Raw genomic sequence first — 11,549 nt, forward strand, 5'->3', positions numbered from 1 at the left:
TGTACGACGTTTGTTTTTCTTCGCTTTTGAAGTGCGACGTGCAGGTACTGCCATTGTTTGTTTCTCCTTTTAGAATGTAATTCGATGCAATCTCATGATTTTCATCAACTTTAACAGTATAACAAAACTTTTTTGTAAAGTAAAGTTACTTGACAGAAATTTTTGATTTTCTTTTGGACAATAGCAAAGCTTTTTAGCAATTGCGCCTATTTTTAGATTATTATTCCAATATTCTGAAAATTTAAAAATTTTCTTCTGTCCAATAGAGCCTAAGTGTGGTATAATAAAGCACAAAGATGACTACAACGAAAGGGAAAGACATGACAAATAAAGTAGATACACGCCACAAAAGTAAGATTTATGACAGTATGGTCAAATCTCCTAACCGCGCCATGCTTCGTGCGACAGGGATGACGGACAAGGACTTTGAGACTCCGATTGTCGGAGTGATTTCGACTTGGGCGGAAAATACGCCTTGTAATATTCACCTGCATGATTTTGGGAAACTGGCCAAAGAAGGAGTAAAAGAACAAGGTGCTTGGCCTGTTCAGTTCGGTACGATTACGGTTGCGGACGGGATTGCCATGGGAACTCCTGGTATGCGTTTCTCTTTGACATCTCGTGATATCATTGCGGACTCTATCGAAGCTGCCATGGGTGGGCACAATGTGGATGCCTTCGTCGCTATCGGCGGCTGTGACAAGAATATGCCTGGCTCTATGATTGCCATTGCCAATATGGATATTCCAGCTATCTTCGCCTACGGTGGAACCATTGCACCGGGAAATCTGGATGGCAAGGATATTGACTTGGTTTCCGTTTTTGAAGGAATCGGGAAGTGGAATCATGGCGATTTGACTGCTGAGGAAGTGCGCCGCATCGAGTGTAACGCCTGCCCTGGCCCTGGCGGCTGTGGCGGTATGTACACGGCTAATACTATGGCGACGGCTATTGAAGTCCTAGGTATGAGCTTGCCTGGCTCTTCTTCTCACCCAGCAGAATCTCAAGATAAGAAGGATGATATCGTGGAAGCTGGCCGAGCAGTTGTCCGGATGCTGGAAATGGGGCTTAAGCCGTCTGACATTCTGACTCGCGAAGCCTTCGAAGATGCTATCACAGTGACCATGGCTTTGGGTGGCTCTACCAATGCTACTCTGCACTTGTTGGCCATTGCCCATGCGGCAAATGTGGAGCTGACCTTGGATGATTTCAATGTCATTCAAGAGCGCGTGCCGCATTTGGCGGATTTGAAACCATCCGGTCAGTATGTCTTCCAAGACCTATACAATGTCGGTGGTGTGCCTGCCGTTATGAAATATCTCTTGGCTAATGGCTTCTTGCACGGTGATCGCATCACTTGTACAGGTAAGACAGTCGCTGAAAACTTGGCTGACTTTGCAGATCTCACACCGGGACAAAAAGTCATTATGCCGCTTGAAAATCCAAAACGTGCGGACGGTCCATTGATTATCTTGCATGGGAATCTAGCACCAGACGGCGCTGTTGCCAAGGTATCAGGTGTTAAGGTTCGTCGTCACGTCGGACCAGCCAAGGTCTTTGACTCAGAAGAAGCTGCTATTGATGCAGTGTTGGCCGATGAAGTAGTGGATGGCGATGTAGTCGTTGTTCGTTACGTTGGACCAAAGGGTGGGCCTGGTATGCCAGAAATGCTGTCACTTTCTTCTATCATTGTAGGGAAAGGCCAAGGAGACAAGGTGGCCCTTCTGACAGACGGTCGCTTCTCAGGTGGTACCTACGGTCTCGTTGTCGGACACATTGCTCCTGAAGCTCAGGATGGTGGACCAATTGCCTATCTTCGTACAGGGGATATGGTCACGGTTGACCAAGACACCAAGGAAATTTCCATGGCAGTTTCTGAAGAAGAACTTGAAAAACGCAAGGCAGAAACGATCATTCCACCGCTTTATAGCCGTGGGGTACTTGGTAAATATGCCCATATGGTATCCTCTGCTGCTAAAGGTGCTGTTACCGACTTCTGGAAGCCAGAAGAAACAGGTAAAAAATAGCCTATATATGACAAAAGAACCCGCTAGTTTTTCTAGCGGGTTTATTAATTTGGATGAATGTTCATTTTCTTATCTAGGACTGATCCCTAAGGCAATGCGGCCAAAGCGACTGATACGAGTGATTTTCCACGCGGGCGACCAAGTGACTTCAACAGAGACAGTTTCGATGCCCTCGATTTGCTTCAGGGACTCGACGATTTCAATGGGAACGGTCTCGGTACAGTCGCAGGCTGTGTCTGTGAAGGTCATGACAATCTTGCAGTGGCCAGTCTCGTCAAGGTTGATTTCATAGATGAGCCCGAGATTGTAGACATCAAGCTCGACCTCTGGATCGTAAATTGTTTCGAGTTTCTTAATTAGTTCTTCTTGGATAGCTGCGGCTCGGTCATTGATTTTGATATCGTCTCTCATCTTCTGTCCTTCTTCCTTTATAGAATAGTGGTCTTATTTTCTCATAATTCTGACAATTTTTCAAGAAATTCTGGCGAATGAAAACGGATTTAGTCTCTTGGAGGGAATTTTTCTGCTCTAACTCCTCAAAACATCTGATTTATGGTAAAATAATAGATATTATATAGTTGCAGAGGATCAGAAAATGAAATTACAAAAACCTAAAGGAACTCAGGATATCCTCCCTCAGGAATCTGCTAAATGGCAGTATCTGGAGGAGTTTGCTCGTAAGACGTTTAAAAAATACAACTATGCGGAAATTCGGACACCGATTTTTGAGCACTATGAGGTCATCAGTCGTTCTGTTGGAGATACGACAGACATCGTGACCAAGGAAATGTATGATTTTTACGATAAGGGAGACCGTCATATCACGTTACGACCAGAAGGAACTGCACCGGTCGTTCGTTCTTATGTCGAAAACAAGCTCTTTGCGCCAGAGGTTCAAAAGCCAGTTAAGCTTTATTATATGGGATCTATGTTCCGCTATGAGCGGCCTCAGGCTGGTCGCTTGCGCGAATTTCACCAAATCGGGGTGGAGTGCTTCGGCTCTGAAAATCCAGCGACAGATGCAGAAACGATTGCTATGGCGGCTCAGTTCTTCAAGGAAATTGGGATTGGACAGGTGACGCTGCAACTGAATAGTTTGGGCAATGCGGCGAGTCGGGCTGCCTACCGTCAGGCCTTGATTGATTATTTGACTCCGCTGAAAGACAGTCTTTCTAAGGATAGTCAGCGTCGTTTGGAGGAAAATCCGCTGCGGGTGCTGGATTCGAAGGAAAAAGAAGATAAGGCAGCCGTTGCGCAGGCACCTTCGATTTTGGACTTTCTGGACGAGGAGAGTCAGGAGCATTTTGCGGCTGTCCGCTCAATGCTAGAGTCTTTAGAGGTTCCTTATGTCATTAACACCAATATGGTGCGCGGTCTGGACTACTACAATCACACGATTTTTGAGTTTACGACAGATGTGGCAGGAAGTGAACTGACTATCTGTGCGGGCGGCCGCTATGATGGCTTGGTTGACTACTTCGGTGGGCCAGAAACCCCTGCCTTTGGTTTTGGTATGGGAATGGAGCGTCTCCTCTTGGTTTTAGAAAAACAGGGAGTAGCTCTGCCACTTGAGACAGGCTTGGATGCCTATATTGCCGTTCTAGGTGAAGCTGCCAATCGCAGTGCTTTGGAATTAGTGCAAGCTCTCCGCAATCAAGGATTTGCGGCTGAACGGGATTATCTGAACCGCAAGCTCAAGGCTCAGTTCAAGTCAGCAGATGCTTTTGGAGCCAAGACCATCATTACTTTAGGTGAAAGTGAAATCGAGAGCGGTCAAGTCACTGTGAAGAATAATGCGACTCGTCAAGAAGTGGTGGTTGGACTGGATCAAGTCCAAGAAAACTATCAGGCTGTTCTCGAAAAATTAGGTTGTTAGAGAAAAACTTGCCCTTTCTTAAATTTCTAGCTCTTTAAGGGATCTCAAAACATTACATTTTTATTACGCGACGAGCAAATACTGTAACAAATTGATAACATTTTGGTATAATGGTTATACTCTTACATAAATAAAGGAGAAAAAATGAAAAAATTGATGAAATTTGGCGTATTGCCTGCTTGTATTCTTTTGTTGGGAGCATGTTCGGCCCTGCCAAAACCACAGAAGAAGAACGCTGAAAACGTGAAGACAGAGCAATCTTCATCTTCTACATCAGAAAAAGAAACCAATGAAAAGCGGATTGAAAAAGACGCAGATATTATCTTGCGTGCAGTCTTTACAGATCACTCTTCAGGTTTCACGACCTTGATGGGAACTTCTGTTGACAAATGGAAGAAAGGCATTACTCAGTCTTACGTTGATGAAAATCTGTCTAAATATACGCCAGAAGAAAACTACACGCTTGACTTAAAAACAGAAAAATTCCCTCCATCAAAAATCTTGGAGTTATTTGACCAAGCACGTTTTAAAGTCTTAGCTACGGTTGGCGATAATTTTGAAATTACTAAAGTTGAAGACGATGGAGAAACTGCAACTGTAACATTTAAGAGCCGTGCGATTGCGACACGTGATTTGGCCAATTTAATCAATATGACCAAAGCTAGTCTTTTTGAAAATGGGGTTGAAGATGTAAAAGCCTTGGAAGACTCAACGGATCCAGATCTGGAGAAGCGTTTGGCTTTGGTAAATAACTTCCTCTTCTACTATGCTTTTGACCGTATGAATGAAGACTTTGGCTACATTGCGCCACGTGAGTTTACAATGGAGTTAACGAAGACAAAAGAGGGTCGCTATATTCTCAATGACGAAAACTTTATTGAATTGCGTAAATCAATTTTTGTCAATGAGTATTCAGCAAATGGTGCAGAAACCCGTAAAGGAAATAAATCAACCGATTCTGGCTCTAAATCTGACTCAAGCTCCTCTTCATCTTCCGATAAATCAAAGATCTAATAGTTTGAAATAAGATTTAGGATCTCATTTATATAGATAACGGGTCTGGGGCTTTTTGTCTCAGGCCTTTATTTATCAACTAGCTCGAATGACGGAGGATAGAAATGGAAACGATTTATTTAAGCAAAGAAGACATGTTGGAAATCTGTCAAGATGGTGATAAGTATTTCTTGCGTTATCCAACCTTTAATATTACCTGCCCAGAAGTGATTAGAGAAATCCCCAAAGAAGCTGCAGACAGTTACATGTCGGGAGAACATAGTGGCAAAGAGTTGATGAATTATGCAGATTATGGTTTTTGGAAATCTAAAAAGCAACATACACAAGAAGAATCTGACAAGCTCTTCATCGAAAATCATCCTTCTTTTATTTTAAAAAACCCAAGAAATACTCGTCGTCTTTTTACAGCAGAGGAATTTAGACAAATTGTCACCCAAGCCATTGTTTCAGAACTGGAACCTAGCGAACTTGACGCAATTGGTATAGTTGATAGTCATTTAGAGCTTCTTCTGGTGGATCCAGTTGGCTGGCAGGAAGAGATAGAAGCAGTCCATTTGGAAATTCTGCAAGAAAAAATTAATAATTATATTTACTTCCTCGAAAGCAAGCAGTATGTGGAGCGATACGGTGATAAGTTTGATAAAAAAATCATCCATATCACTTTCCAATATTCTCCATCTGATAATGGATTGGCCTTTCTTGCGACGGTTCAGAAGGTGTTACAACCGACTGATATGAGCTTGAAGATAGAATTGCCAGAGTAAGTTAGAAAAAGAGAAGGCGTTTGTCTTCTCTTTTCTAATCTTCAAAAGCCTTTGCAATCTTTTCTGGACTAGATTTATAATATGGTATAATGTAAAAAAGTGCTTTCTGATTAATGGCTAAAAAACTTGATATAGTAAGAGAACTATTCTATCAGTTTAGTTCATATCATTTAAAATTGAGAGGGTCGACTATGTTAACATTAAGCCATGTGATTGAAGATACCTACAATGTAGAGGTGGACTATTATACGCCTCTTACTATTGAATGTTCGAGTTTCCCCTCATATATGCGAAAAGCTTACTTCCGTTTACTAGGTGATAATAGCCTACTTGAGATTGGGATAAATCCAGATTCTTTTCGGTTGATGAATATTATACTTGTCCAGGTATCAAATGTGACTTTAATGGATGACATGAGTCTAGAAGAAGTGGAAGAGATAGAAGGCATTCCTGTTTTTCGTGATACTGTCATGTTTACAAATGGACTACATGATAGGAGGCAGGCCTTTGATGTCTTTTTGTCTAAAGACTTTTTGAAAATACAGTTGCTTAATCCTAAGGAAACTATGTATCTGACTAATGGGAGAGCAAAATTAGGATTTTCTCAAGATGGAACACTCGTGAGCATCTTGCTCGTAGAACTGGCATGTCATGAATATGAAATTTTAAAAAATAGTTTTGAATAGCGCTCCAAAAGTCTATTTCCTTGAGTGCTATAAAACTAGACTTATTTGAATAAGGAGAAAAATGATTAGAGCAAAATATGGTGAAAATATTGTTGTCGCTTTTAAGTACAAAAATCAGTATTCTTGGTATATTTCTGACTTGGAGCTGTGGTATATTAATTACGAAGAAGCGAGATATAGTGTAGAACATATTGATAAAGAGAGGTTGCGCTCCCCGTTTTTATTGCCCGAGAATGTCCTCTATTTTTTAGAGGATATGCAAAAATATAGTTGCGACCTTTCAGAGTTAAAGAAAGTCTTTGCTAATGAGTATAAAAGGGATAAACTGAACGCTATTTATGATTTCGCCCCATCTTTATTTGTTGATATGGACAATTTGTTGTTGTACTCAAATTACGCAGAGTCTATTTCTTTTGAAGAGTATGTATCAGCTCCATGGATTGGAGAATATCAATATTTCCTAGATTTAATTCCAAGAGAATATTGGTTTTGGACGGAAATAGGGGAAAATGTGTTTGACAAAAATAAAACAAGTGAATAGAGTAAAGAAAATAAAGAAATAGAAGGAAATAAACAAAGGAAGAAACTCTGCTCAACAGTTATGGGTACGGTTATTCCCTTTAATCACTTTCTACTGGTCCCAGTTTGGCAAGAGAAAAAAGGGATAGAAGAGGAACATCCTGAATGGAAGAAAATCAGAATAATCAATAAAACTGGTAATATGCTGAAAATTCATTAACCTAAAAGAAGGCGCTTTATGGCCATAGGAGGATAATAAATGACTTTTAGAGATACATTGACTACAAAAGATAGAATACTAAAGTTAATTGATTTTGAAAAAAGAATAATAAATGAAAAGCAAAAAGAAATTAATGGTTTAATTAAGGATACGGAGGAAGGAGTTCAAAGATACAAGATAACAAATGACGAAGTTATTGCAAATATCAAGGGGACAATTAATGTATTAACCGAAGAAACACTAGTTGCCACCTATACAGCTGGTTATCCTCTTGAAGATTTTAAGGAGGAATATATTAACTTTGTCAATAGCCTTCTTCCAGTTTGGCAGAGCAATTCTGGATATGATGAAATGCTCTGGGCTCTTTCCATTGGTATTCTTTTAGACATTGATGAGGCAACTTTTGATAAGTTGGTAGATTTGGTCAAAAAGGATGATCCAGAGGACTATTTGATTGATTATCTCATCCAGTATCGTCATCCAGAGTGGACAATTCGGATAAACTATAATTTTCCAAGACCTTATGGCTTTACTCGGAAAATTATTGAAGAAGAGAATGCTGAACAGGCACTCAAACTACTCAAAGAATATGTAACTAAGAAATGGTATCCAGGACATAGGGATACAGGTTGGTATGACCTGCATAAAGAGAATATTGATAATTATTATGGTTACTGGTCCTTTGAATCTGGTGCTCTTTGCAAAATCAAGGGCTTGGATTACAGGGAATTGGAAGGTGTCCCGTATTTCCCCTATGATTTGGTTGCTGAAGGAGCGAAAGACTAGTGTGTGCTAATAGTTTTACAAGAGTCTGGAACAAAAAGATTTTGATTTTAGGAATTCCTTATTATAAATTTTTAAAATCGATAGATTAGACAAAAAAGCGAACAAGACAGAATTCTGAGTGTCAGATAACTCGTTTTGTTCGCTTTTTATATTTAAGGTTAGACTTTTGTCCCAGACTCATTTTTACACCTCCTCTCTCTACTAGCTATTCTCCAAATGGTTATAGTTTCTGTCCTAACCTTACTTTCTTATGCTATAATAGCCTATAGTAATCTGTAGGACGTGTATCTAAAGATGGGATTAGCCAAGGAAACTTCACAACAAGTATTGTAGAAGATTCTACCCTCTTGTATGATAAGAGTGGAAATCTGAAATCAGGTTCAGAGATTGCGACAGTCAAAGGTGAGAGTAATAATACTTATAAATCAGGTATCTATCAGTATGAATATAGTCCTGAGTTAGTTAGAAATATGGATAAAGCAGGCTAACTAAAATTTCCAAATGGTGGTACGCCAGATGCTAACAGGAATACATACACGCTTGAGAGTATCGGTAGGCCGGCACCAAGTGGAATCGATGATCCAATTGTCAAGGGGATTGATGGAATTTATAAAAACCAAACTCCACCACCTTCATATGTTATTAATGAAACCAAGTGGGGAAGTTCAGATATCAACCAGCATACGAAGTCAGGTCCTCAGATGTCTGAACAGTGGGTTTGAGATAGGATTGATACGCTAGATGGAACTGAGAAATTCAAGTTAAAAGAGGCTTTGGATAATGGTGATGTAGAGTTTGTCATCAGTAAAGTAGATACAAGTGGGAATGTTTCAACTTATTATACCAAAGAAATTATGGATTCTACTGGTAGGATTATTAGAGTTAAACCTGGCGCTGTTTGGCCGTAATAAAGGAGATATAAAATGAATATACGCGATACTTTAAGTACAGAAAAGAATTATAAAGATGGCCTCATGTCAAATAAAGAGGCATTGCAGTATTTTCAAGAGAAATTAATAAAACTTCAAATTGATTTAGATAATGGAATTGAAAACTATAAGAAGCCAACAATAGAAGTATATAATTCAACTTTAGCGACTATATTGTCTTATCAGAGAGATATTTTATTTGCAACTTATTCTAGTGGGGCTTCTTTGTTAGTTTTTAAAGAGGAATACATCTCATTTGTGGCTTGTTTAGTTCCAGTATGGCATAAGGGATGGGGATATGAACAAATGGTATGGGCGCTTTCTATTGGTATTCTGTTAGAGATTGATGAGGAGATTTTTGAACAGCTGGTAGATTTGGTAAAAAAAGATGATCCAGAGGATTATTTGATTGATTACTTAATTCAGTCTCGTCATCCAGATTGGAAGATTCGGATAAACTATAATTTCCCAAGACCCTATGGCTTTACTCGGAAAATTATTGAAGAAGAGAATTCTGAACAGGCACTTAAACTGTTGAAAGAATATTTGACTAAGAAATGGTATCAAGGTAGCAGAGATGCAGGATGGTATGATCTGCATAAGCAGAATGTTAAAAATCATGTAGGTTATTGGTCTTTTGAATCTGGTGCTATCTGCAAAATTAGAGGTTTGAATTACAAGGAGTTGGAAGGTATTCAGTATTTTCCTTATGATTTGATTGCGGAAAGGGCAGAAGTTTAGAGTATTTTAATTTAACTAATAATAAAGGTATTTGAATAGGTGTTTGTATGGCAACAGAAATTCAGCAATACAAAAATTGTACGATATTAAAAAACAATAATGATTATCAGATTCTGTGGAGTAGAGGGAAAGAAGTGCTTAACTTTCCCATTAGTCAGGAATTAGCAGAATGTGTTTCAAAATCAGAAAAAGATTCTTTAGAAGTAATGTTTTATTGTGAACATCATCGTTGGCCAAAGGCAGATGAGTTAGATGATTATAATCAATCGGATACGATTGTACATAGAGGTAATGGATTTATTGTATATGAGACAGACGGCTATTACGAAATTAGCTTCTTTAAAGAAATTGGCGGGGCTATGGGTCCAGAAGTTCGCTATCCTATTACTAAAGAACTGATGGATAAAGCATTTGAATCTTCTAGGGGAGCATATGAAGTCATGACCTATGCTGAAACAGGGCGCTGGCCTTTATAGTAAAGTGGATTACATCATAAGAACAGCCCCAAAATAGGGAATGACTAATCAGTAGATATTTGGTAAAAGACAAAGGAGATAAAAATGAAATCAATTTATGTAAGCCAAAAAGACATGTTAGAAATCTGTCGAGATGGTGATAAGTATTTCTTGCGTTATCCAACTTTTAATATTACCATGCCAGAAGTAGTTCAAGAAATCCCCAAAGAAGCTGCAGATAGTTACATGTCGGGAGAACATACTGGTAAAGAGTTGATGAATTATGCAGATTATGGTTTTTGGAAATCTAAAAAACAATATACACAAGAAGAGTCGAATAAAATTTTTATACAAAATAATCCTGACTTAATTTTCAATGATTTATCTGATAACCAAAAAATATTTTCTCCTGAAGAATTTACCCAAATCGTCACCAAAGCCATTGTTTCAGAACTGGAACCTAGCGAACTTGACGCTATTGGTATAGTTGATAATCATTTAGAGTTACTCCTTGTTGATCCAGTTGGCTGGGAGGAAGAGATAGAAGCAGTCCATCTGGAAATTCTGCAGGAAAAACTCAACAACTATATTTATTTCCTTGAAAGCAAACAGTATGTGGAGCGATATGGAGACAATTTTGCTAAAAAGGTCATCCATATCACTTTCCAGTATTCTCCATCAGATAACGGACTAGCCTTTCTCGCCGCTGTTCAGAAGGTATTGCAACCGACGGATATGAGCTTGAAGGTAGAATTGCCCGAGTGAGTTGGAAAAAAAGTAAGCGAAATTTTTGGCCAAATATTGACCAAGTGAGATAGAAAAGCCTTTAAAACAAGAGTTTGAGACCTATTTGTTGATTCCTGAATATCGTCATTCAGATCGAAGTAGACTCAAGGAAGGCTCTAAATTGTATCTAAATGTCGGAGGAGAGGAAGTCTTGGTTGGTAGGGTCAATAAAGATGGTATAATGGAATACGTGGAGGGTTAGTATGCGTAAAGAATTTTTAGTTTACCAAAATAAAGTATACTCTAATTTTGTGAATTATATAAATGACTATATCCTTCTTTCAGAAGATCCGGCAATGTTGAAAGAAGGCTATTTCCCCTATAGTTCCTATGTAGATGGTGAAGAAGAAGGTCTATACGGGAAGCTTGTGCCTTATAGTGAGGTTAGTCAAAGGTATTTGGTTTGTGATAGTGTCTTGTATAAAGATCATGAATTTGAAATCGCAGGTCACAAGTATGGGGATGATGATTTTACAGCACCCGATTCTTATGTGCAAATATTGGTTTCTGATAAAGAATTTTTAAATGAAAACAATATAGCAGATGGTGCGTCATTGATGGATGATAAGTACGGTCATATTACGTATGCATCAGGAAAAATCCCTGTCAGCGAAGTAACGATTCTACGTCGTAGAAAGAATTTACCAGTAGACCGAAGGAGAAAAATATGAAATCAGTTATTTTTCAAAGAAAAAATAGCATAAAAATCTAGTTATCCGCATAAAAACTGGACTTATCACACTTTA

At 38.9% G+C, this 11,549-nt stretch carries 13 protein-coding genes; 12 read left to right on the forward strand and 1 reads right to left on the reverse strand.

The genetic code is table 11. The annotated features are described in order from the left end of the window. Positions 1-320: 320 nt before the first annotated feature. Positions 321-2,027 carry a dihydroxy-acid dehydratase gene (gene ilvD, locus Q0191_RS09190; RefSeq protein WP_297665852.1) on the forward strand — a complete coding sequence of 569 codons (1,707 nt, stop codon included), beginning with the start codon at positions 321-323 and terminating at the stop codon, positions 2,025-2,027. 69 nt (positions 2,028-2,096) lie between these two features. Here ilvD and Q0191_RS09195 read toward each other — a convergent pair whose 3' ends face one another. Continuing rightward, the gene (locus Q0191_RS09195; RefSeq protein ID WP_005591447.1) at positions 2,097-2,438 is read right to left on the reverse strand and encodes a metal-sulfur cluster assembly factor; all 342 of its coding nucleotides are present in this window, start codon (positions 2,436-2,438) and stop codon (positions 2,097-2,099) included. A gap of 184 nt (positions 2,439-2,622) precedes the next feature. On the opposite strand from Q0191_RS09195, the gene hisS reads away from it, so the two are divergent. The 11 genes from hisS (at position 2,623) to Q0191_RS09250 (ending at position 11,474) form a co-directional block, all read left to right on the forward strand. Continuing rightward, positions 2,623-3,903 carry a histidine--tRNA ligase gene (hisS, locus tag Q0191_RS09200; RefSeq protein ID WP_297665854.1) on the forward strand — a complete coding sequence of 427 codons (1,281 nt, stop codon included), beginning with the start codon at positions 2,623-2,625 and terminating at the stop codon, positions 3,901-3,903. Positions 3,904-4,047: 144 nt separating this feature from the next. Next, complete coding sequence (locus tag Q0191_RS09205) at positions 4,048-4,917, forward strand: hypothetical protein (protein WP_111694601.1); 870 nt, start codon at positions 4,048-4,050, stop codon at positions 4,915-4,917. 104 nt (positions 4,918-5,021) lie between these two features. Next, on the forward strand, positions 5,022-5,681 hold the full coding sequence (locus tag Q0191_RS09210; RefSeq protein WP_297665857.1) for a DUF6572 domain-containing protein: 660 nt from the start codon (positions 5,022-5,024) through the stop codon (positions 5,679-5,681). A gap of 191 nt (positions 5,682-5,872) precedes the next feature. After that, positions 5,873-6,367 (forward strand): hypothetical protein, encoded by a 495-nt coding sequence (locus Q0191_RS09215; RefSeq protein WP_297665859.1) that lies wholly within the window; start codon positions 5,873-5,875, stop codon positions 6,365-6,367. A gap of 61 nt (positions 6,368-6,428) precedes the next feature. Continuing rightward, complete coding sequence (locus Q0191_RS09220; protein ID WP_125373124.1) at positions 6,429-6,908, forward strand: hypothetical protein; 480 nt, start codon at positions 6,429-6,431, stop codon at positions 6,906-6,908. A gap of 237 nt (positions 6,909-7,145) precedes the next feature. Further along, positions 7,146-7,892 (forward strand): PoNe immunity protein domain-containing protein, encoded by a 747-nt coding sequence (locus Q0191_RS09225; RefSeq protein WP_297665862.1) that lies wholly within the window; start codon positions 7,146-7,148, stop codon positions 7,890-7,892. Between the two features lie 299 nt (positions 7,893-8,191). After that, positions 8,192-8,380, forward strand: a complete 189-nt coding sequence (locus Q0191_RS09230) for a hypothetical protein (protein WP_297665871.1) — start codon at positions 8,192-8,194, stop codon at positions 8,378-8,380. A gap of 435 nt (positions 8,381-8,815) precedes the next feature. Continuing rightward, complete coding sequence (locus Q0191_RS09235) at positions 8,816-9,562, forward strand: PoNe immunity protein domain-containing protein (protein ID WP_297665864.1); 747 nt, start codon at positions 8,816-8,818, stop codon at positions 9,560-9,562. 47 nt (positions 9,563-9,609) lie between these two features. Then, positions 9,610-10,038: a hypothetical protein gene (locus Q0191_RS09240; RefSeq protein ID WP_297665866.1), complete on the forward strand. Its 429-nt coding sequence runs from the start codon at positions 9,610-9,612 to the stop codon at positions 10,036-10,038. A gap of 84 nt (positions 10,039-10,122) precedes the next feature. Next, positions 10,123-10,782, forward strand: a complete 660-nt coding sequence (locus Q0191_RS09245) for a DUF6572 domain-containing protein (protein WP_297665868.1) — start codon at positions 10,123-10,125, stop codon at positions 10,780-10,782. 224 nt (positions 10,783-11,006) lie between these two features. Continuing rightward, positions 11,007-11,474: a hypothetical protein gene (locus tag Q0191_RS09250; RefSeq protein WP_125373115.1), complete on the forward strand. Its 468-nt coding sequence runs from the start codon at positions 11,007-11,009 to the stop codon at positions 11,472-11,474. Positions 11,475-11,549: the final 75 nt, after the last annotated feature.

The sequence above is a fragment of the uncultured Streptococcus sp. genome (genome assembly GCF_938036805.1).
Lineage (GTDB): Bacteria > Bacillota > Bacilli > Lactobacillales > Streptococcaceae > Streptococcus.

What these genes read in the sequence shown, in the direction of transcription:
- Q0191_RS09240 (WP_297665866.1), top strand. Translation starts at nt 9,610, where the DNA reads ATGGCAACAGAAATTCAGCAATACAAAAATTGTACGATATTAAAAAAC.
- Q0191_RS09245 (WP_297665868.1), top strand. Translation starts at nt 10,123, where the DNA reads ATGAAATCAATTTATGTAAGCCAAAAAGACATGTTAGAAATCTGTCGA.
- Q0191_RS09210 (WP_297665857.1), top strand. Translation starts at nt 5,022, where the DNA reads ATGGAAACGATTTATTTAAGCAAAGAAGACATGTTGGAAATCTGTCAA.
- Q0191_RS09195 (WP_005591447.1), bottom strand. Translation starts at nt 2,438, where the DNA reads ATGAGAGACGATATCAAAATCAATGACCGAGCCGCAGCTATCCAAGAA.
- Q0191_RS09235 (WP_297665864.1), top strand. Translation starts at nt 8,816, where the DNA reads ATGAATATACGCGATACTTTAAGTACAGAAAAGAATTATAAAGATGGC.
- Q0191_RS09205 (WP_111694601.1), top strand. Translation starts at nt 4,048, where the DNA reads ATGAAAAAATTGATGAAATTTGGCGTATTGCCTGCTTGTATTCTTTTG.
- Q0191_RS09250 (WP_125373115.1), top strand. Translation starts at nt 11,007, where the DNA reads ATGCGTAAAGAATTTTTAGTTTACCAAAATAAAGTATACTCTAATTTT.
- Q0191_RS09225 (WP_297665862.1), top strand. Translation starts at nt 7,146, where the DNA reads ATGACTTTTAGAGATACATTGACTACAAAAGATAGAATACTAAAGTTA.
- Q0191_RS09215 (WP_297665859.1), top strand. Translation starts at nt 5,873, where the DNA reads ATGTTAACATTAAGCCATGTGATTGAAGATACCTACAATGTAGAGGTG.
- hisS (WP_297665854.1), top strand. Translation starts at nt 2,623, where the DNA reads ATGAAATTACAAAAACCTAAAGGAACTCAGGATATCCTCCCTCAGGAA.
- ilvD (WP_297665852.1), top strand. Translation starts at nt 321, where the DNA reads ATGACAAATAAAGTAGATACACGCCACAAAAGTAAGATTTATGACAGT.
- Q0191_RS09220 (WP_125373124.1), top strand. Translation starts at nt 6,429, where the DNA reads ATGATTAGAGCAAAATATGGTGAAAATATTGTTGTCGCTTTTAAGTAC.